Annotated in this window: 21 protein-coding genes and 2 riboswitches; of the genes, 8 read left to right on the forward strand and 13 right to left on the reverse strand. The window is 70.0% G+C overall.

Going from position 1 to position 20205, the window contains the following annotated elements; genetic code table 11:
* Window positions 1–120 precede the first annotated feature (120 nt).
* Entirely contained in the window at window positions 121–1860 is a 1740-nt protein-coding gene (locus AWB94_RS28785) for an MFS transporter (RefSeq protein ID WP_062658607.1), read from the reverse strand.
* A 96-nt stretch (window positions 1861–1956) separates the two neighbouring features.
* Window positions 1957–2069: riboswitch (TPP riboswitch) on the forward strand.
* On the opposite strand from AWB94_RS28785, the gene thiC reads away from it, so the two are divergent.
* The 6 genes from thiC (at window position 2061) to AWB94_RS28815 (ending at window position 6728) form a co-directional block, all read left to right on the forward strand.
* The gene (gene thiC / locus AWB94_RS28790; RefSeq protein WP_062658772.1) at window positions 2061–3623 is read left to right on the forward strand and encodes a phosphomethylpyrimidine synthase ThiC; all 1563 of its coding nucleotides are present in this window, start codon (window positions 2061–2063) and stop codon (window positions 3621–3623) included. Its footprint overlaps the riboswitch before it by 9 nt.
* Entirely contained in the window at window positions 3620–4456 is an 837-nt protein-coding gene (gene thiD, locus AWB94_RS28795) for a bifunctional hydroxymethylpyrimidine kinase/phosphomethylpyrimidine kinase (protein ID WP_062658608.1), read from the forward strand. The genes thiC and thiD overlap by 4 nt, the downstream gene beginning before the upstream one ends.
* Window positions 4446–5060: an alpha/beta hydrolase family protein gene (locus tag AWB94_RS28800; protein WP_062658609.1), complete on the forward strand. Its 615-nt coding sequence runs from the start codon at window positions 4446–4448 to the stop codon at window positions 5058–5060. The genes thiD and AWB94_RS28800 overlap by 11 nt, the downstream gene beginning before the upstream one ends.
* Window positions 5057–5602, forward strand: coding sequence for a septum formation family protein (locus tag AWB94_RS28805; protein WP_062658610.1), 546 nt, complete (start codon window positions 5057–5059; stop codon window positions 5600–5602). The genes AWB94_RS28800 and AWB94_RS28805 overlap by 4 nt, the downstream gene beginning before the upstream one ends.
* Window positions 5603–5622: 20 nt before the next feature.
* Window positions 5623–5892: a DoxX-related protein gene (locus AWB94_RS28810; protein WP_062658611.1), complete on the forward strand. Its 270-nt coding sequence runs from the start codon at window positions 5623–5625 to the stop codon at window positions 5890–5892.
* Window positions 5889–6728, forward strand: a complete 840-nt coding sequence (locus AWB94_RS28815) for a DMT family transporter (RefSeq protein WP_062658612.1) — start codon at window positions 5889–5891, stop codon at window positions 6726–6728. The genes AWB94_RS28810 and AWB94_RS28815 overlap by 4 nt, the downstream gene beginning before the upstream one ends.
* Here the strand turns inward: AWB94_RS28815 and AWB94_RS28820 are convergent, their stop codons facing one another.
* A complete protein-coding gene (locus AWB94_RS28820) occupies window positions 6729–8360 on the reverse strand; it encodes a SulP family inorganic anion transporter (RefSeq protein ID WP_062658613.1) in 1632 nt (543 codons plus the stop codon). It abuts the gene before it with no gap.
* A 17-nt stretch (window positions 8361–8377) separates the two neighbouring features.
* Here AWB94_RS28820 and AWB94_RS28825 point away from each other — a divergent pair, with 17 nt between their 5' ends.
* On the forward strand, window positions 8378–9649 hold the full coding sequence (locus AWB94_RS28825; RefSeq protein ID WP_062658773.1) for a uracil-xanthine permease family protein: 1272 nt from the start codon (window positions 8378–8380) through the stop codon (window positions 9647–9649).
* On the opposite strand, the gene AWB94_RS28830 is transcribed toward AWB94_RS28825, so the two are convergent.
* The 10 genes from AWB94_RS28830 to thiO form a co-directional block, all read right to left on the reverse strand.
* Complete coding sequence (locus tag AWB94_RS28830; RefSeq protein WP_062658614.1) at window positions 9630–10655, reverse strand: NAD(P)/FAD-dependent oxidoreductase; 1026 nt, start codon at window positions 10653–10655, stop codon at window positions 9630–9632. The two genes, AWB94_RS28825 and AWB94_RS28830, sit on opposite strands and share 20 nt — an antisense overlap.
* Entirely contained in the window at window positions 10652–11146 is a 495-nt protein-coding gene (locus AWB94_RS28835; protein ID WP_024451694.1) for an isoprenylcysteine carboxyl methyltransferase family protein, read from the reverse strand. The genes AWB94_RS28830 and AWB94_RS28835 overlap by 4 nt, the downstream gene beginning before the upstream one ends.
* A 5-nt stretch (window positions 11147–11151) precedes the next feature.
* Window positions 11152–12219 (reverse strand): type III polyketide synthase, encoded by a 1068-nt coding sequence (locus tag AWB94_RS28840; protein WP_409365989.1) that lies wholly within the window; start codon window positions 12217–12219, stop codon window positions 11152–11154.
* Between the two features lie 221 nt (window positions 12220–12440).
* Window positions 12441–13838, reverse strand: coding sequence for a M28 family peptidase (locus AWB94_RS28845; protein ID WP_062658616.1), 1398 nt, complete (start codon window positions 13836–13838; stop codon window positions 12441–12443).
* Window positions 13835–15328, reverse strand: a complete 1494-nt coding sequence (locus AWB94_RS28850) for a M28 family metallopeptidase (RefSeq protein ID WP_062658617.1) — start codon at window positions 15326–15328, stop codon at window positions 13835–13837. The genes AWB94_RS28845 and AWB94_RS28850 overlap by 4 nt, the downstream gene beginning before the upstream one ends.
* Before the next feature lie 25 nt (window positions 15329–15353).
* Window positions 15354–16022: an ABC transporter permease gene (locus tag AWB94_RS28855; protein ID WP_062658618.1), complete on the reverse strand. Its 669-nt coding sequence runs from the start codon at window positions 16020–16022 to the stop codon at window positions 15354–15356.
* Window positions 16019–16915 (reverse strand): ABC transporter ATP-binding protein, encoded by an 897-nt coding sequence (locus AWB94_RS28860; RefSeq protein WP_062658619.1) that lies wholly within the window; start codon window positions 16913–16915, stop codon window positions 16019–16021. The genes AWB94_RS28855 and AWB94_RS28860 overlap by 4 nt, the downstream gene beginning before the upstream one ends.
* Window positions 16912–17619: a thiazole synthase gene (gene thiG, locus AWB94_RS28865; RefSeq protein ID WP_409365991.1), complete on the reverse strand. Its 708-nt coding sequence runs from the start codon at window positions 17617–17619 to the stop codon at window positions 16912–16914. The genes AWB94_RS28860 and thiG overlap by 4 nt, the downstream gene beginning before the upstream one ends.
* Before the next feature lie 52 nt (window positions 17620–17671).
* On the reverse strand, window positions 17672–17869 hold the full coding sequence (thiS, locus tag AWB94_RS28870) for a sulfur carrier protein ThiS (protein ID WP_024451685.1): 198 nt from the start codon (window positions 17867–17869) through the stop codon (window positions 17672–17674).
* A 7-nt stretch (window positions 17870–17876) separates the two neighbouring features.
* Window positions 17877–18869 (reverse strand): glycine oxidase ThiO, encoded by a 993-nt coding sequence (gene thiO / locus AWB94_RS28875; protein ID WP_062658621.1) that lies wholly within the window; start codon window positions 18867–18869, stop codon window positions 17877–17879.
* A riboswitch (TPP riboswitch) is annotated at window positions 18859–18970 on the reverse strand. (Overlaps the previous gene by 11 nt.)
* Before the next feature lie 34 nt (window positions 18971–19004).
* Here thiO and thiE point away from each other — a divergent pair.
* Window positions 19005–19640 carry a thiamine phosphate synthase gene (thiE, locus tag AWB94_RS28880; protein ID WP_062658622.1) on the forward strand — a complete coding sequence of 212 codons (636 nt, stop codon included), beginning with the start codon at window positions 19005–19007 and terminating at the stop codon, window positions 19638–19640.
* Here the strand turns inward: thiE and AWB94_RS28885 are convergent.
* Window positions 19630–20112, reverse strand: a complete 483-nt coding sequence (locus AWB94_RS28885; RefSeq protein ID WP_062658623.1) for an NUDIX hydrolase — start codon at window positions 20110–20112, stop codon at window positions 19630–19632. The genes thiE and AWB94_RS28885 overlap by 11 nt on opposite strands.
* Window positions 20113–20205: the final 93 nt, after the last annotated feature.

Consider the following 20205-nt stretch of genomic DNA (forward strand, 5'->3'; position numbering starts at 1 on the left):
GCTGGGATTCCCCGCCAGGGCGTGACGTCTCTTGTGCGGCTGGGCAACGCCGAGATCGACGAAATGCCGAAATGTACGCGCACAAGGCGGCCGAAAGAGTTCGGGCGAGTAGCTAGCGAATCAGGCCGCGTTGTCCGCGCCCGGCTCCGTGCCGTAGCGGCCCGGGTTGAACAGCGAGGCGATCGCCCCGATGACCATCATGACCGCCGCGGCGCTGAACACGACGACCAGGCCGGAGTGGAACGGTTCGGTGATCAACTGCGGGAAGAAGGTCTGCCCGGTGAGCACGTCGGCGTTCACACCGGGTTGGTGCAGGGCGTCATAAGGCGCCAGCAGTTCGGCCATCGGGTTGTAACCGAGGAACGCGGCGAACAGGCTGCCGACCGGCGGCAGATTTGCCACATCATGCGCAACCGAGGCCGAAACCCCTTGGCCGGTAAGGCCATTACTGAGCGCCAATGGCAGCGTGCCGGCCAGGCCGACGATCATCAGCGAGAAGAAGATGCCGATGGACAACGACGATCCCGCGTTGAAGAAGGTGGCCCGTACCCCGGAGGCGGCGCCGCGCTGATTCGCCGGCACGCTGGACATGATGGCCGCGGCGTTGGGCGCGGTGAAGATGCCGCCGCCCAATCCGTTGAGGAACACCAGCACCGCGAACACCCAGTAGTCGAAGTTGACCGGGATGAGCAGCAGCGCCACGAAAGTGGCTGCCATCAACAGCATTCCGCCGACCGTGAGCGGCCGCGCACCGAAGCGGTCCGACAACGACCCGGCCGCCGGCGCGGCCACCAGGAATCCGACGGTGACCGGCAGCAGATATATGCCGGCCCACAGCGGCGTCGACTCGAAGCTGTAGCCGTGCAGTGGCAGCCAGATGCCCTGCAGCCAGATGATGAGCATGAACTGCAGACCGCCGCGGCCCACCGAGGACATCAGACCGGCCAGGTTGCCCATCCCGAACGCCGCCGACCGGAACAGCCGGATGTCGACCATCGGCGAATCGACGTGTAGCTCGACGAGGCAGAACGCCACCAGCAGCAGCAGACCGCCGGCGATGGCTCCCAACACCCACGGGTTGGTCCACCCGGTGGTGGACTCCCCGTACGGCTGGATGCCGTAGGTGATGCCGATCAGCAGCACCGTCAGGCCCAGGCCGAACGTCAGCGTGCCGGCCCAGTCCAGCCGGCCCGCGGTGCGCACGCCGAGCTCGCGCAGCGAGCGGTAGCTCCAGACGGTGCCCAGCACGCCGATCGGCACGCCGACCCAGAACACCGCCTTCCAGTGCCACTCGGACAGGACTCCGCCGATCAGCAGGCCCAGGAAGGAGCCGGCGACGGCGGCGACCATGTTCACCCCGAGCGCCATCCCGCGTTGATTGGCCGGGAACGCGTCGGTGAGGATCGCCGACGAGGACGCCATCAGCATGGCCCCGCCGATGCCCTGGATCACCCGCCAGGCGATCAGCCACACCGCGCCGCCGCCCAGGTGGAACGGATCGAAGGACAGCGCGATGGCGGCCAGGGTGAAGACCACGAACCCGAGGTTGTAGATGCGGACCCGGCCGAACATGTCACCGAGCCGCCCGAACGGCACCACCAGCACGGCCGTCACCACCAGGTAGCCCATGAGCATCCAGAGCAGGTAGCTGACGTTGCCGGGGGCCAGCGGGTTGAGCCCGATACCGCGGAAGATGGCGGGCAGCGAGATCAGCACGATCGACGCGTTGATCGAGGCCAGCAGGATGCCCAGCGTCGTGTTGGACAGCACCACCCACTTGTAGAAGGGGTGATCGTGGTCCATCCGCGTGCGGCGGCGGGCGGTTTCGGCCTCGGCAGTCAGCTCAGTCTCAGTCGTCATCCGTCTTCAGCTCTACGCATCGGGGAAAAACATATATTAGCTATCCAAATGATCTCCCTGCAATTCACATTCCCGGCGAGGTCGGCTAACTTGGAACCCGTCCAACACGGGAGCGCACCCAAGTGCGCTGAGAGGACGGCTGGATGGGCCGTCGACCGTACGAACCTGACCGGGTAATGCCGGCGTAGGGAGATCTGTTGATGACTGTTTCTGTTTCTGTCGATTCCGTGACGACCGGCCCCATCGCGGGCAGCTCCAAGGTCTACACCGAACGCGGCGTTCCGCTGCGCCGCGTGCATCTGACCACCGGGGAGCATTTCGACCTGTACGACACCTCCGGGCCGTACACCGATGCCAACGCCACCATCGACCTGGAGAAGGGCCTGCCGCCCAGGCCAGGGGTGGTTCGCGAGCGAGGCACCCAGCTGCAGCGAGCCCGCGCCGGCGAGATCACCGCGGAGATGGCGTTCATCGCCGAGCGCGAGGGAATGCCGCCCGAGCGGGTCCGCGACGAGGTGGCCCGCGGCCGCGCCGTCATCCCGGCCAACCACAACCACCCCGAATGCGAACCGATGATCATCGGCAAGGCGTTCGCGGTGAAGGTCAACGCCAATATCGGCAACTCCGCGGTGACCAGCTCCATCGCCGAAGAGGTGGACAAGATGGTGTGGGCCACCCGGTGGGGCGCCGACACCATCATGGACCTGTCCACCGGCCGCGATATCCACCTGACCCGCGAGTGGATCCTGCGCAACTCCCCCGTGCCGGTGGGCACCGTGCCGATCTACCAGGCCCTGGAAAAGGTCAACGGCGATCCCACCAAACTCACCTGGGAGATCTACCGCGACACCGTGATCGAGCAGTGCGAGCAGGGCGTCGACTACATGACCGTGCACGCCGGGGTGCTGCTGCGCTACATCCCACTGACGGTCAAGAGGGTCACCGGCATCGTCAGCCGCGGCGGATCGATCATGGCCGCCTGGATGCTGGCCCAGCACCGGGAATCGTTCCTGTACGAGCACTTCGGTGACCTGTGCGACATCCTGGCCCGCTACGACGTCACCTTCTCCCTCGGCGACGGGCTGCGTCCGGGTTCGATCGCCGACGCCAACGACGCGGCGCAGTTCGCCGAGTTGGAGACCCTCGGCGAACTCACCAAGATCGCGAAATCCCATGGCGTGCAAGTGATGATCGAAGGCCCCGGTCACGTACCGATGCACAAGATCGTCGAGAACGTGCGGCTGGAGGAAGAACTCTGCGAGGAGGCCCCGTTCTACACGCTGGGCCCGCTGGCCACCGATATCGCGCCGGCCTACGACCACATCACCAGCGCGATCGGGGCGGCCATCATCGCCCAGGCCGGCACCGCGATGCTGTGTTACGTGACGCCCAAGGAACATCTGGGCCTGCCCGACCGCAAGGACGTCAAGGACGGCGTGATCGCCTACAAGATCGCCGCGCACGCCGCCGACCTGGCCAAGGGGCACCCGCGGGCGCAGGAGCGCGATGACGCTCTGTCGCTGGCGCGCTTCGAGTTCCGTTGGCACGACCAGTTCGCGCTGTCGCTGGATCCGGACACCGCCCGCGAGTTCCACGACGAGACGCTGCCGGCCGAACCGGCCAAGACCGCGCACTTCTGCTCGATGTGCGGGCCGAAGTTCTGTTCGATGCGGATCACCCAGGATATTCGCGACGCGATGGACCAGAAATCGGAGGAGTTCGCCGAGCACGGCAACCGGGTGTATCTACCCTTGAACTCATGAGTTTTCTGCCGTTGACCCCACCCGGGCAGACGCCGCACCGGGTGATGACCATCGCCGGAAGCGATTCCGGCGGCGGGGCGGGCATCCAGGCCGACCTGCGCACGTTCGCCATGCTCGGGCTGCACGGGTGCGTTGCGGTGACCGCCGTCACCGTTCAGAATTCGGTGGGCGTCAAGGGCTTTCACGAGATCCCGCTGGATGTCATCGCCGGCCAGATCGACGCGGTGGCCGGTGATATCGGCATCGAGGCGGCCAAGACCGGGATGCTGGCCTCGGCCGACATCATCGGCACCGTGGCCGCCACCTGGCGCGGGCTCGACGGCGATATCCCCCTGGTGGTCGATCCGGTGTGCGCGTCCATGCACGGTGACCCGCTGCTGCATCCGTCGGCACTGGATTCGGTGCGTCGCGACCTGTTCCCGATCGCCACCCTGGTGACGCCGAATCTCGACGAGGTGCGCCTGATCACCGGGATCGACGTGGTGGACACCGCCAGCCAGCGCGACGCCGCCAAGGCCCTACACGCCCTGGGGCCGCGCTGGGCCCTGGTCAAGGGCGGGCATCTGCGCTCCTCGGCGCACAGCCCCGATCTGCTCTACGACGGCACCGATTTCTACGAGTTCGACGTCGAACGCGTCGACACCGGGCATGACCACGGCGCCGGCGACACCCTGGCAGCGGCCACCACCTGCGCGCTGGCGCACGGCTACACCGTGCCCGACGCGGTGGCCTTCGCCAAACGCTGGATCACCGAATGTCTCAGGGCCGCATACCCGTTGGGGCACGGTCACGGCCCGGTGAACGCGCTGTTCAGGTTGCAACGTGAGTCTTGAGGACCTGTCCGGGATCGCGCACGAGCCCGACGGCGCGCCGAAGGGGGTCGTGCTGCTCACCCACGGCGCCGGCGGCAATCGGGACTCCCCGCTGCTGATCCGGATCTGCGACGAGTGGGCGCGCAACGGGTTGCTGGCTGTGCGCTACAACCTGCCTTACCGGCGGCGCCGCCCCAAGGGGCCGCCGTCGGGTTCGGCCACCGCCGACCAGGACGGTGTCGCCGAGGCGATCGGGTGGGCCCGAAGCCTGGGCCACGGGCCGGTGCTCGCCGGCGGGCATTCCTACGGCGGGCGGATGACCTCCATGGTCGCCGCCGGGCCGGACGGGCCGGATGTGCTCACCCTGTTCTCCTACCCCCTGCACCCGCCGGGAAAGCCCGAGCGGGCCCGCACCGAGCACCTGCCCCGGATCACCGTGCCCACGGTGTTCACCCATGGCACCGCCGACCCGTTCGGCAGCATCGACGAGATCAGGGCGGCGGCGGCACTGGTCACCGGGCCCAGCAGCGTCGTCGAGATCACCGGCGCCCGGCATGACCTGGCCTCCAAGACCTTGGACGTTCCTGTGCTCGCGGTCGCCGCCGCGGTTATCGTCATTCCATGACGCAGCCGCCCTACGGGGCACCGCCACCGCCGCCGCAGCCGTATTCGTACGGGTACGGCTACCCGTACCAGGCGCCGGTACCACCGCCGCGCAAGACCCGGTGGGGCCTGATCATCGGGTTGATCGCCGGGGGGTTCGCGCTGCTGGCCGCCCTCGGTGTGGTGGGAATCGTGTTGCTGGTCAAGAACTCCGATGTGGTGGACGCCGCCGAGATCGGCATGGGCGACTGCCTGGGCGAGATCCCGTCGGACTCCAGCCTGGTGTCGTCGGTGAAGACCGTCGCCTGCACCGAGCCGCACAAGGGCGAGGTGTTCGCCGTCGTCACCGTGCCGGGCGACGACTTCCCGGGGCAGGACAAGATCATCGGCTACCAGGACAGGTGCCAGCCCGCGCTGGAGGCCTATTCGGCCGCGGCCATGGAGGACCCCGAGGTCGGCATGTTCGTGCTGTACCCGACCGAGGCGTCCTGGAAGCGCGGCGACCGCGCCGTCACCTGCATCGCGACGACCGACACCCCGAGGACCGGATCGCTCAAGAATTGACGTGCGGTACCGTCGGTACCGTGTCCGAGAAGAAGAAGTCCCCGGCCGTCGTCCTCACCGGACTGGCCTTCGCGGGAACCGGTGTCGCACATTTCATCGCCCCGCAGTTGTTCGAGTCGATCACCCGGCCCGCGTTCCCGCGTGACACCGATCGCCACATCAAGACCAACGGCAGCATCGAGACCGCCATCGGCGTCGGACTGCTGATCCCGAAGACCCGCAAGCTGGCCAAGATCGGCTCGCTGGGCTACGTCGGCTACCTGGCCGCCAACGCGATTCGCAACCGCTGATCGGTCTGCTGGCCGCCCTGGCGGCATGCTTCAGCTACGGAACCGCGTCCGTGCTGCAGGCCTACGGCGCGCGCAGCTCACGCGATCCCGCCGACTCCGGTGCAGCGACCCTGCACTCGACCGTCAGGGCGGCCCTCACCCCGGCCTTCCTGGCCGGCATGGTGCTCGACGGCCTGGGCTTCCTGAGCAGCCTCGTCTCGGCGCGGCTGATCCCGCTTTTCCTGTCGCAGACCATCATCAGCGCCAACCTGGTGGTCACCGCGCTGCTCGGTGTCGCGGTGCTGGGCGTGCGCCTGCGCGGCGGGGACTGGCTCGCCATCGGCACGGTGGTGGTCTCGCTGGTGGTCCTGGGTTTCACCACCGGCCATCTCGGCACCGGAACCGGACCGCCCTGGCTGCACTGGGCGCTTCTCGTTGCCGCGCTGGTGATCCTGGCCGGCGGCGTGATGCTGGCCAGGCTGCTCGGAGCCCGCGCGGCGATTCCCGCCGGCCTGATCGCCGGTGTGCTGTACGGCACCATGGCCGTCGCCGTGCGGGTGGCCGACGGCCTGGACCCGTTCCGTGTGGGCGCATTGCTCACCGACCCGGCCGCCTGGACCGTCGCCATCGCCGGGATCGGCGGGTTCTATCTGTTCACCGTGGCACTGCAACTCGGTTCGGTGAACGGAGCGGCCGCCGCTCTGGTGGTCGGCGAGACGGTGATCCCGGGCATTCTGGGCATCCTGCTGTTCGGCGACACCGCCCGCCCCGGTTTCGACTGGCTGCTCGTCGTGGCGTTCTGCACCGCCGTGGCGGGCGCGGTTGCGGTTGCCGGCCGGGTCCCCAACGCGGGCTGATCACCGGTTGCGAAACGCCTCCACCGCGGTGGGCAGCGTCGGGTACATCGGGGCCTGGAAACCCGCGGCCCGCAGATCGTCGAGCAGATCCTGTTTGACCCGCGCCATGGCGAACACGATGCCGCGCGCGGTCAGGTCGGCCCGCAGCTGTTCCAGCGCGTCGACCGCGGTGAGGTCGGGATCCACGTTGGCCTCGGCGTTGTAGACGAACCACTCGACGGGAGCGCCGGCCTGCTCCACCGCCGCCATCGCCCGGGACCGGAAATCCTCGGCGTTGGCGAAGAACAGCGGTGCGTCGTAGCGGTACACCACCAGTCCCGGCACCGGTTCGGCGTTGGGGTAGTCGTCCACATCGTGCATGCCGGGCAAGCCGGGCACATAGCCCAGCACGCTGTCATGCGGGCGGGCGATCCGGCGCAACGTGTCCACCAGAGACAGCGCAATCGCCACCAGTACCCCGTAGAGCACCCCCAGGCTCAGCACCGCCACGGTGGTCGCCACCGCGAGAATCAGCTCACTGCGCCGGAACCGTGCCAGCCGGCGGAACTCCCCGGTATCGACCAGCCGGACCGCGGCATAGACCACCAGGGCGCCCAGGGCGGCGGTCGGAAAGTGCTCCAGGAGTCCGCGCCCGGCAATCATCACCACGATCACGGTGGCCAGCATCACCAACGAGTACATCTGGGTGCGGCTGCCGACGGTATCGCCCAACGCGGTGCGGCTGCCGCTGGAGCTGACCGGAAAGCCTTGGCTCAGACCGGCACTCAGGTTGCAGACACCCAGCGCCCGCAGCTCGGCGTTGGCATCGATGGACTCACCCTTACGGGCGGCGAAAACCCTTGCGGTCAAGGCATTGTCGGAAAACGCCACCACCGCGATACCGCACGCCGGTACCAGCAGCGTCGTGAGGTCGGCCACCGAGACATCCGGCAGACCAGGCACCGCGAACCCGGCCGGGATGGCGCCGACGACGCGGATCCCATACTCGCGCAATCCCAGTGCCCACACCGCCGCGGTGGCCAGCAACACCGCCACCAGCGGGCCGGGAAACCGCGGCGACAACCGGTGCAACACCAACAGCAAGGCCAGCACGGCGGCCGAGAGGGCCAGGGTGGGCCACTGCACACCGCCGAGGCCACCGGCGAAAGACCGTATCTGATCCACGAATTCGTCGCCGCGCACCTGCACCCCGGTGACCTTGCCCAGCTGGCCGCCGATCATGATGACGGCGACACCGGTCATGTATCCGACCAGGACGGGCCGCGACAGCAGGTCGGCCAGGAAGCCCAGCCGGCACCATCCCGCGATCAGGCAGAGCGCGCCCACCAGCAGCGCCAAGCCGGCCGCCAGGGCGGCGTAGCGGGAGGCGTCGGTGATCGCCAGCGGGGCCAGCGCGGTGGCGGTCATCAGCGCCGTGGTGGATTCCGGCCCCACCGACAATTGGCGCGATGATCCCAGGATCGCGTACACCGCCAGCGGCAGCAGCGAGGCCCACAGCCCGGCAACGGGTGGCAGCCCGGCCACCGTGGCATAGGCCATCACCTGGGGCACCAGATACGCGGCGACGGTGACACCGGCGAGCGCGTCACCGCGCAGCCACTCCCCCTGATACTGTGCGCGGCGCCCGCTCATGGTGTGTAGTCAACTACGTGAGCACACTCCGTTGGAAGTACGTCGAGTCCCGCAACGACGGTCAGTTCGTCGTCGCCCCCGATGAGAGGCTGAGCTGGCCGCGGACCATCGGCATCGGCGCCCAGCATGTGGTGGCGATGTTCGGCGCCACCTTCCTGGTGCCGGTGCTGACCGGCTTCCCGCCCGCCACCACCCTGCTGTTCTCCGGGGTGGGCACCATCGCCTTCCTGCTCATCACCGGCAACCGGCTGCCCAGCTATCTGGGTTCCAGCTTCTCGGTGATCGCGCCCGTCACCGCGGCCGTCGCCGCCCACGGAACCGGCAGCGCGCTGGGCGGTTTGGTGGCGGTGGGTCTGCTGCTCATCGTGATCGGCGTGGTCGTGCACGTGGTCGGCACGCACTGGATCGACGTGTCCCTGCCGCCGGTGGTGACCGGTGCCATCGTCGCGCTGATCGGTTTCAACCTGGCGCCGGCGGCCAAGAACAACTTCGAAAAGGGCCCGCTGGTCGGCATCGTCACGCTGGTGCTGCTGGTCGGCACGCTGGCGTTCTTCAAGGGACTGGTCGGGCGGCTGGCGATCTTCCTGGCGGTGGTGATCGGCTATCTGCTGGCGCTGGCGCTCGGCGAGGTGGACACCGCGGCGATCGCGGCAGCGCCCTGGATCGGGCTACCGCAGTTCCAGACGCCCTCGTTCGACGTGTCGGTGCTGCCGCTGTTCCTGCCCGCGGTGATCGCGCTGGTCGCCGAGAACATCGGGCACGTCAAGTCGGTCGGCCAGATGACCGGTACGGACCTGGATCCGGTGCTGGGCCGCGCGCTGGCCGCCGACGGGGTGGCCACCGTGCTGGCCGGTGCCGGCGGCGGATCGGCCACCACCACCTACGCCGAGAACATCGGCGTGATGGCGGCGACGCGGATCTATTCGACCGCCGCGTACTGGGTGGCCGCCGCGGTGGCGATCATATTGTCGTTGTGCCCCAAGGTCGGTGCCACCATCTCGGCCATTCCGCCCGGTGTGCTGGGCGGCGCGACGATCGTGCTCTACGGCCTGGTCGGGGTGCTGGGTATCCGGATCTGGCTGACCAACCACGTGGACTTCTCGCTGCCGGTGAACCAGATGACCGCGGCCATCCCGTTGATCATCGGGATCGCCGACTTCACCTGGCAGATCGGCTCATTGACGTTCACCGGCATCGCGCTGGGCGCCATCGCGGCGCTGGTGGTGTACCACGGGATGCGACTGCTGGGCGCGCCCAGCCGCCGCGAATCTAGTGCGCCAGTGCATTGACGATCCGGGAGAACACCGCCGGCAGCGCCGCCGAGGCCGGGGTGACGCCGGTGCGGATCGGCCCGATGGCGGTGGCCTGCAACAGGGCCGCCGTCAGGAACCGGTAGCGCCGGGTCAGCGCCCGCCATCGACGGTCGTAGTCGGCGGTGCTGCCGGTCACCAGGCAGTCGACCAGGAGTTCGGCCGCGCCGAACGCCAACCCCATCCCCTCACCGGTCAGCGCGTCGACGTACCCCGCGGCGTCACCGACCAGCAGCACCCGCCCGGCGGTGCGGTGCCGGACCCGTTGGCGCAGCGGCCCGGCCGCCCGGTCCTGGCCGTGCGGCAGCCCGGCGATCCGGTCCGCCAGGGCGGGGAACTGGCGCAGGTGTTCGTCGAATCCGCCACGGGTCGACTTCAGGATGGCGACTCCGACGCAGACCGGGCTCACCGGGGTGACATAGGCTTCCGCTGCCTGGGGCCCCCGTCCCCAGTACACCTCGACGCAATCCGACCACGGCGCGATCTGCACGTGCCGCCGGATTCCCCACCTGCGTGTGGATGCCTCGCCCGCCGACAATCCCATCGCCCGCCGGATCGGTGAATGCAGGCCGTCCGCGGCGGCCAGGTAGCGGGCGCGGAAGCCGGCCGCCGAGACCGATTCGCCGTCCTGGGTGACGGTCCCGACGTCACCGTGCACCACCCGCACCCCGGCCGCGGCCGCCGCGTCGGCCAACCCGGCATGCAGCACCGTCCGGCGCACGCCGCGGCCGGGGCCGTGCCGGAACCGTGCCTCGGCGGTGCGCTTGCCGTCCAGATAGCGGATGCCGTAGAACGGTTCGCCCTGCGGCTCGACCCCGATGCGCCGCAGGTGTGCCAGCGAATGCGGCATCAGGCCTTCCCCGCACGCCTTGTCGATCGGGCCGCGGCGGTGTTCGACCACCACCACCTCCAGACCCGCCCGGGCGGCGTGCACCGCCGTGGCCAGCCCGGCCGGCCCGCCGCCCGCAACGAGCAGATCGATCACGACAAGCTCTGCAACGCCGCGTTCTCGACGCGGATCCTGGTGCGCAGCAACGCCGCATTGGCGGCCGAGAAGATCAGCGCGGTGACCCAGGCGCCGCCGACCAACGGCAGCGCCGCCCCTTCGAGCACCACCGCCACATAGTTCGGGTGCGGGATGACGCGATACGGGCCGCCGGTCACCCGCGCGGCACCCGGCACCACCACCACCCTGGTGTTCCACTGTTTGCCCAGCGTGGTGATGCACCACCAGCGCAACGCCTGGGCGGCCACCACCACCCAGAACGCCGGCCACACCCAGCGTCTGCGTGCCCGTGCCTCGGCGACCGCACCGACCAGCAGCCCGGTGTGCAGTGCCACCATCACGGGGTAGTGCCCGGCACCGAACTCCTTGCCGCCGTGGGCTTTGCTCCACTCCAGGTTGCGGTTGGACACCACCAGCTCGGCCACCCGCTCGACGGCCACCAGCAGGATCAGCGTGAGAAAGCCTCGCATGGCGATCAGCGCCACCGCAGCAGGACGAGTTCGGAGCAGAAACCCGGCCCCATGGCCATCAGGACACCGGGGGTACCGCCGGGCGGGCGTTTGCGGATGGTGTCGCGCAGCACGTGCAACACCGATGACGACGACAGATTGCCGACCTCGGCCAGTGACTGCCAGGTCAGGTCGAGCGCGTCCGAGGGCAGGCCGAGGGTGTCGATGATGGCCTCGATGACCTTGGGGCCGCCCGGATGGCTCACCCAGGTGCTCACGTCGTCCACGGTGAGGTCATGGGCGGCAAGGAAACCCGTCACATCGTCACCGAGGTAACGGCCGACGAAGGCGGGCACTTCGGCGCTGAGCACGATCTCGAAACCCTTGGTGCCGATATCCCAGCCCATCGCATGCAACGAGTCCGGGTACAGGTGACTGGTCGAGTCCAGCACATCGGGTCCGGTCGGGTCGAGCCGCTCCGCGCGGTCCCGCCCGACGGCGACCACGGCGGAGGCGCCGTCCCCGAACAGGGCCCCGGCCACCAGGGTCGGCATCGACGGGTTGTGTTTGCTGGTAAGCGAACACAACTCCACCGACACCAGCACCGCCACCTTGTCCGGCGCGCCGCGCAGGTAGTCGTGCAGCCGCGCGATGCCCGCGGCACCGGCCACGCAACCCAGCCCGAAGATCGGCAGCCGCCGCACATCGGGGCGCAGGCCGAGCCGGCCGGCGATCCTGGCGTCCAGGGAGGGGACCACCGCCCCGGTGACGGTGGTGGTGATGATCAGGTCGACGTCCTCGGGCCGCAGGCCCGCCTCGTCCAGGGCGCCGGACAGCGCGGCGCACCCGAGATCCGTTGCATGCTCGATGAAGAGGTTGTTGGTCTCGCCGAAATCGGTGAGCCGGGCATACTCCTCGATCGGCCGGACCAGGTACCTGCTCTGGACCTTGGCGCTCTTGTGCAGCGCCCGGACCACCGGTTCGTGCTCCCGGTAGCCGGGCAGTGCCAGCAGCGTCTCGGTGACCTCGTCCTGGGTGTAGCGGTGCGGCGGAAGGACGCCGTGAACTCCGGCGATGGTGCTGTGATTCGACACTTCGGCGACATTAATTCCCATACCCTTGCCACGGGCCGCTACGTCCCGCGGTTCACCGCGGCGCCGGAATCAGATTGTGCCGTCGGTCACTTCGTCGAGTTCCATCCCCGGATGCTTTTGCCGTCACAGCACCACCGTGAATGCGGCGAAATCGCCTGGCTCGCATACGTCCACGTGCGGTGTGGTGCCGCGCGTGTCGACGGGCCGGTGCGCGGCCTCGCTCAGAGTTTGCGGTGCGGCACCCCGTTGGGGCCTTCGGTGGATTGGGCGTAGGTGCCGACGGCGAACGCGATGGCCGGTCCCGTGATCGACAGCGCGCGCCGGTCCACATTGCCGATGCCGTCGCCGGGTCCGCCGGCGTTGGGGTCGAACGGCACACCGGCCTTGCCGCCCCACAGCCGGGCCTGCACCGCTGTCTTCTTCTGCTGCGCCCCGGTGGTGACGCCGCCCGCGGGAATCCCGGCCGCCAGGAACGCGCCGTAGTCGGTCAACCGGTCCAACGGCATGTCGGCCGGGCGGACACCGGCCAGATTCAGGTAGCCGGCCAGCGTGCGCTCGATGCCCGCCGAACCGTCGGGCACCGCGGGAATGTCGGGGTTGGCCGGACCGGACTGGTCGCCGTCGAAGGTGAAGTAGCCGGCGTTGGGCGAGCCGAGCGTATCGGCGTCCAGGTACAGCGCGATCTGGGCTCGTTGCCCGGCGTCCAGACCGGCCAGGTATTTGCTTGCCGCGCCGAGATTCTCGGATCCCCAGAAGCTGAACCGGACCGCGTTGGCGATGGCCGGCCGGGAGCCCAGCGCCGTCGCGGTGGCCAGCAGCGCCGCCACACCGGTGCCGTTGTCGTTGATCCCCGGACTGTTCGGGGCGCTGTCCAGCTGCGCCCCGGCGGCGATCACGTTGCCGGCGTCCCCGGTGTGCGTCTGGGCGATGACGCTGCGCGAGCGCGCCAGCGTGGCCTTGCCGTCCAGGGTCAGGCGCACGGGTGCGTTGGTGCGCCGCAGCGCGGCGTCCGCGGTGCGGTCGATGATCGCGACCGGAACCTTGAGCTGCTGGTAGTACCCCGGCGGGAACAGGCCGGGCACGCCGTCGGTGGCCACCACCAGCAGCCCGGCGGCGCCGGCGGCCACCGCAGCGTCCTGTTTGTCGACGACCGAGCAACCGAGGGCGTCGACGATCACCAGCGCCCCTCGGACGCTGGGGGCACCGCGGTAGTCCGCCGCCGTGCAGCCCGCCGGTTTGACCGGCCGGATGCTCACCGCGGTGAGCCCACCCGCCGGGGTGGGTACCAGCGGCGAGCCCTGGTCGACGGGATACCGCCTGCCGGCCACCTCCAGCGTGGGTGCGCCGGGGTCACCGGCGTCGAGCCACTCGAACTCCGGGGTCTGGACGTCGAAACCGTTGTCCCGCAAGACACCGGCGACGTAGTCCACGGCGGCGTCGAAACCCGGTGTGCCCGGTTGGCGGCCACCGATCTCGTTGAGCTTGTTCAGATGGGTGTACATCGCATCGGCGGTCACCCGGTCGGCGAGATCGCGGGCCGTCACCGGCGCGGGCGTGGCGGCCGACGAGCACGCGGCCAGCGCCGCGGCGGTGACGGCGACCGCGAGCAGCCGCCTCATGAGCCGGACAGGGGGTGCCGGGTGCGGTCGTCGCGGACCGGAACGCCGTTGCGGCCCCGCTGGTCCTGGGCGTACAGCCCGACCACATAGCCGACACCCTTGCCCTGGATGTCCAGCGAGGTGCGGTCGACATGGTCGAGCGTGTCGGTGGCCTTGTGATAGTTCGGGTCGAACGGCTGGTTGGCCTTACCGCCCCAGAGTCGCGCTTGTTCCTCGGTCATGTTCTCGTCGGCGCCGGAGAAAAACCCACCGGACGGGATCCCGGCCTTGGTGAAGCCGTCGTAGTCCGAGCGGCCGTCGAATGAGGTGTCGCGGGCCGGTTTTCCCGCCGCGTCCAGGTAGGCCACCAGGGTGCGTTCGATGCCGGCCGATCCCTCCGGCACCCTGGGTACGTTCCCGTCCTTGTCCGGTGGCAGCGACTGGTCACCGTCGTAGGTGAAGTAGGCGGGGTTGGGCGAGCCGAGCATGTCGAAATTCAGATACAGCGCAATGTCTTTGAGCTGGTCCACACCCAGCGTGGAGATATAGTTGTCGGAGCCGACCACGCCCAGTTCCTCGGCGCCCCAGAAGCCGAACCGAACGGCATTGCGCACATCGGGTGAACTGCCCATCTGCAGCGCGGTCTCCAGCACGGCGGCCACCCCGGAGCCGTTGTCGTTGATACCCGGGCCTTCCGGAACACTGTCCAGGTGGGCACCGACCATCACCACATCGGCGGTGGAGCCGGTCTTGGTCTGCGCGATGACATTGCGGGTGCGATCGATGTTGACACCGGCCTTCATGGTCAGGCTCACCGGCCCGGGCGCGGCGCGCAGCCGGGCCCCCTCGGCCTTGGTCACACTCACGACGGGGATCTGGACGTCGGTGTCTTCACCGAGGGTACCGCCGAATTCGTCACCGTCGACGTTGTTGGCGACGATCAGCGCCACCGCCCCGCGTTTGGCGGCGTTGGCCTGTTTGTCACCGAAGGGGCACGTGCCGCGATCCACCAGCACCACCGCACCGCGGACCGGTAGGCCGTCGTAGTCGGATTCGGCACAGCCCGGGCTGTCGTCGGCACGCGCGGCGACCAGCGGCCCGCGCACCCCGCCCTCGGGTGTGCCGATGGTGTAGTTCAGCGGTTTGGCAGGCACCCGCGCGCCGGACACGGTGAGCACCGGCTCCTCGGCGAACGGCAGGCGCACCTCGAACTCGGGGGTCTGTACATCGAAACCCTTGTCGCGCAGTGCGTCAGCGACGTAGTCCACGCTGGCCTGGTAACCGGGGGTGCCCATCGCCCTGGTGCCGTGGTTGGCGTCGGCGATCTGCTGCAGCTTGGTGAGGTGGGCCATCATCGCATCGGCGGTGACCCGGTCCCGGATGGTTGCGGCGTACTCCGATGCGGCTGTTTCCGGGGTGGCCGGTGCCGGCGGGGCGGGCTGCTGGTGGCCGCAGCCGACGAGCACCGACGCGACGACCGTGAACAGGGCCGCCTGTGATCTGAGCCGCATAGGACCCCACGGTAGCGGACGCCGTTCAGGCATCCCGGCGGCTCACCAGCACGGCGGCCACGGCGAACACGGCCGCCGCGACGGCGGCGAAGTACAGCGCCGAACCCGCAGGCCCCCACCACATGGTGAAACTCTGGATCCAGGTGACACCGGTGAACGCGTTGGCGTTGGTGAACGGCAGCAGCGGGCCGACGCGGGAACCCAGCTGCGGGCTCACCCCGACCAGCGGCTCCACCACGAACGGCAACAACAGCAACACCGCCACGGCGGCGGCGCTGTGCCGCACCACCGCGCCCAGCCCGACGGCCAGCACCGCCCCCAGCGCCGCGTACAGCGTCACCGCGCCCACCGTCGGCCACCCCGGCGCGCCGGTGGCCAGCACGAAGGATCCGAGGGTGGCCACGGCGCTCACCACCGCGGAGAACGCCGCGGCGACAATCGCTTTGGCGGCCAGCACGCGCACCCGGTTGGGGGTGCCGAGGAAGGTGGTCCGGATCATCGCGGTGCGGTATTCGCCGGTGACGGTGAGCGCCGAGAGCACCATGAGCACCGGCACGCCGAACATGGCGGCCCCGAGTTCGGGCTGCCGCGGGATGGCGGTGGCCAGGCCGAGGCTGAGCGCCACGGCGGCCAGCGCCGACCACAGCGGCGACGGGGTGCTGCGGAGTTTGAGGTATTCGCTGGTGATGGTCATCGGCCGGCCCGGTAGTCGGTGCTGTCATCGGTCAGGTTCAGGTACGCCTCCTCCAGCGAGGTGCGCACCGCCGTCAGCTCGTGCAAGGTGATGCCGTGCCGGGCGGCCAGGTCACCGACCCGCTCGGTGGTCGCCGCGGCCACCCGCAACCGGGTGCCGTCGCCGGTCACCGACAGCCCCTCGGCGGTCAACACCCCGGTCAGCCGGTCGGCCTGCGGACTGCGGACCAGAACATCGGCCGACGACGCCAGGAACTCGTCCATCGAGGTGGCCGCGACCAGCCGGCCCCGGCCGATCACCACCAACCGGTCCGCGGTGTTGGCCATCTCGGCGAGCAGGTGGCTGGACACGAACACGGTGCGGCCCTCGGCGGCCAGCGTCCGCATCAAGGTGCGCACCCACCGGATGCCCTCGGGGTCCAGCCCGTTGACCGGCTCGTCGAACAGCAGCACCTGCGGATCGCCCAGCAGCGCCGTCGCGATGCCCAGCCGCTGGCTCATGCCCAGCGAGAACGTCCCGGCCCGCTTGTCGGCGACCTCGGTGAGTCCGACGGTGTCGAGCACCTCGTCCACCCGGTCGGCGCGGATCCGGTTACTGGCCGCGATCCAGCGCAGGTGCGCGCGGGCTGACCGGTTCGGGTGTACCTGCCGGGCATCCAGCAGCGCACCGACGGTGCGCAGCGGATGGGTGAGTTCGGGGTAGCGCTTGCCGAGCACGGTCGCGGTGCCCGCCGTCGGTCGGTCCAGCCCGACGATCATCCGCATGGTGGTCGACTTGCCCGCCCCGTTCGGGCCGAGAAACCCTGTGACCACCCCGGATTCGACGGTGCAGGTCAGGTCGTCGACGGCGGTGGTGCGCCCGAAGCGTTTGGTCAGGCCGGTCAGTTCGATCACGGGACGGCGGGGCTCGACGCCTGCGCCCAGTAACGTTTCGGGATCCGGCCGGCGCGGCGGGCCAGGTGGCCGGCGGTGACCGCCGAGGCCATCGCCGCGGCCATCACCGGCGGGTCGGCAGCCCGGGTGACGGCGGTGGCCAGCAGCACGGCGTCACAGCCGAGTTCCATGGCGAGCGCGGCATCGCTGGCGGTGCCGATGCCGGCGTCCAGGATCACCGGAACCCCGGCCCGGTCCACGATCATCTCGATGTGGTGCGGGTTGGCGATGCCCAGCCCGGTGCCGATCGGCGAGCCCAGCGGCATCACGGCCGCGCAGCCGGTGTCCTCGAGCCGGCGGGCCAGCACCGGGTCGTCGTTGGTGTAGGGCAGCACGACGAAGCCGTCGTCGACGAGTTGTTCTGCGGCCCTGACCAATTCGATGGCATCCGGGAGCAGCGTGCGCTCGTCGGCGATGACCTCGAGTTTCACCCATTCGGTGCCGAGCGCCTCGCGGGCCAGCCGCGCGGTCAGCACGGCCTCGGCGGCGCCGCGGCAGCCCGCGGTGTTGGGCAGCGGGGTGATGCCCAGCCGGCTGAGCAGATCCAGCACCCCCGTGCCGGTTTCGGCGTCGACGCGGCGCATCGCCACCGTGGTGAGCTCGGTACCTGAGGCGATCAGCGCCTCCTCCAGGACGGCGAGGTTGGCCGCGCCACCGGTGCCCATGATCAGCCGGGAACCGAACTCCCGGCCCGCGATGGTCAGCTTGCCCGCCGAATCAGCCACCCTGCACCGCCGTCACGACCTCCACCCGGGCGCCGTCGTTGAGCACGGTGTCCCACGCCGAGCGCGGCAGCACCTCCCAGTCGACCGCCACGGCGATCCCCTTCTCCGGAAAGCCCAAGTCGCTCACCAGTTCTCCGACGGTGATCGCGTCCCGCACATCGGCTTCCTCGCCGTTGACCAGCAATATCATCGTGCTCCTAACCCTGTGCCAATTCGGCGGCGATCCGCTCGGCGGTCCACGGCGCCAGCAGGAATCCGTTGCGCCCGTGACCGGTGGCCACCAGCGTGCGTTCGTCGAGCCTGCCGACGATCGGTAGCCCGTCGGGGGTCATCGGCCGCAATCCGGCGGCGCACTCGGCCAGTTCGTACTCCCCCAGCGCCGGCAGCACGGCGCACGCGTCGTCCAGCAGGTCGCGCACACCGGTGACCACCGGTGCGGTGTCCCGGCCGTGCTCGTACTGGGTGGCGCCGACCACCACGCCGTCCGGGCGCGGCACCAGGTACACCTGCCTGCCGTGCACCCTGGCCCGAATGACCCTGTCCGGCATAGGCATACAGCCCTTGCGCCAGCGCAGCCGCAGCACCTCCCCCTTGACCGGGCGCACCTGCAGGCCCGGCCACAGCGCCGGGGCGTCGATGCCGTTGGCGATCACCCGCAACCCCGGCACCTCGGTCAGGTCGGTGACCGGTGGCGCCCACTGCACACCGAGCGCGGTGCACGCCGCTTCCAGCGCCTGCACCAGTCGGCGGTTGTCCACCGCCAGCTCGGTCTCGGCCACGAACCCGTGCCGGATGCCCTGGGCCAGCAGCGGCTCGATATCGCGGGCCGCCGTCGTCGGGCTCACCGGCTGTCCCTGCACCGACAGCCATTCGGCGACGGTGCGCAGGTCGGCGACATCGGCCCGGTCCACCGCCACCACCAGCGATTCCCGGGCGGTGACCACCTCGCCGGGCAGCCCGTCCAGGAAGCCGGTGTGCCACAGCTTGAGCGATTCCAGCCCCAGCGCCAACTGGGCGTCCTCGCCCGGCCAGCCCTCGCTGTGCGGGGCGAGCATCCCGCCGGCCACCCACGACGCCCCGCGGGCATCGGTGCGGTGCACCCGGACCGACCAGCCGTCCTGTGCGGCGCGGCGCGCGACCGACAGGCCGATGACGCCGCCGCCGATCACGGCCAGTGCACGCTCAGACATTCCCTCTCCCTTCGCCGGCATGACCCGGATCAGGTGCAACGGTCAGGGCCGGTGATTGGCCCACTCTCAGCCCCGGTCCCGGGACTCCCGCGTCGGGTGTCCAGGGTACTCGGCCCGCCCGATAACCTCGGCGCTGTGGATGCACGCGCCCGCCTCGCCGATGCCAGGCTGTACCTCTGCACCGACGCCCGGCTGGCGCGCGGTGACCTCGCCGAGTTCGCCGACGCAGCGCTGGCCGGTGGGGTGGACATCATCCAGCTGCGACACAAGGGATTGGAAGCGCGCCAGGAACTCGCCGCGCTGGAGATCCTGGGTGACGCCGCCCGCCGGCACGGCGCCCAGCTGGCGGTCAACGACCGCGCCGACGTGGCGCGCGCCGCGGGATCGGACGTGCTGCACCTCGGGCAGGACGATCTGCCGCTGGAGGTGGCCCGCTCGATCATCGGCCCCGAACCGCTGATCGGCCGCTCCACGCACGACGAGCAGCAGGTGGCCGCCGCGCTCGCCGAACCGGTCGACTATTTCTGCACCGGGCCGTGCTGGCCGACCCCGACCAAACCGGGCCGCCCGGCACCGGGGCTGGATCTGGTCCGGCACACCGCCGCGCTGGCACCGGCCAAGCCGTGGTTCGCCATCGGCGGGATCGACGCCGACCGGCTGCCCGAGGTGCTGGCCGCCGGGGCGCGCCGGATCGTGGTGGTGCGTGCCATCACCGACGCCGACGACCCGCGGGCCGCCGCGCGTCACCTCAAGGACGCGCTCACGGCCTGAGCAGCGGGATGCCGGCGGCGAGGCTGCGCAGCCGGTCCCAGCTGGCCGCGAAGCCGGGGTGCAGCGGCAGGTCGGCGACCTCGTCCTCGATCACCCAGCGCAGCTCGGCGCTCTCCCGGTTGGGCGTGGTGATCAGCAGTTCGGCGGCGTCGGCGATGACGGTGGTGTACGACCAGCCGGGCACCTGATGGGTGACCACCGCGACGCGCACCGTCATCATCGTGGGCTCCAGGCCGGCCTCCTCGTGGGCCTCCCGGACCGCGGCCTCCTCGACCGACTCGTGACTGTCGCGGGCGCCACCGGGCAAACCCCAGGTGCCGCCCTGATGACTCCACGGGGCGCGGTGCTGCAGCAGCACCGCCGCGACCCCGCCGGGAGCCGGCGCACGCAGCAGCAATCCGGCCGCGCCGTGGCGGCCCCAGTAGTGCGCGCCGCCGTCGGACATCACCCAGCCGTCACCGTCGCCACGCACAGGTTCAGGATAAGGGGCCACGAATTCCCACACGTCACTCCAATCTCTCTTAGACTTTCATTAATCGCACACCGATCGCGTTGTGAGGGAGGT

The sequence above is a fragment of the Mycolicibacterium canariasense genome (assembly GCF_002101555.1).
GTDB classification, from domain to species: Bacteria; Actinomycetota; Actinomycetes; order Mycobacteriales; family Mycobacteriaceae; genus Mycobacterium; species Mycobacterium canariasense.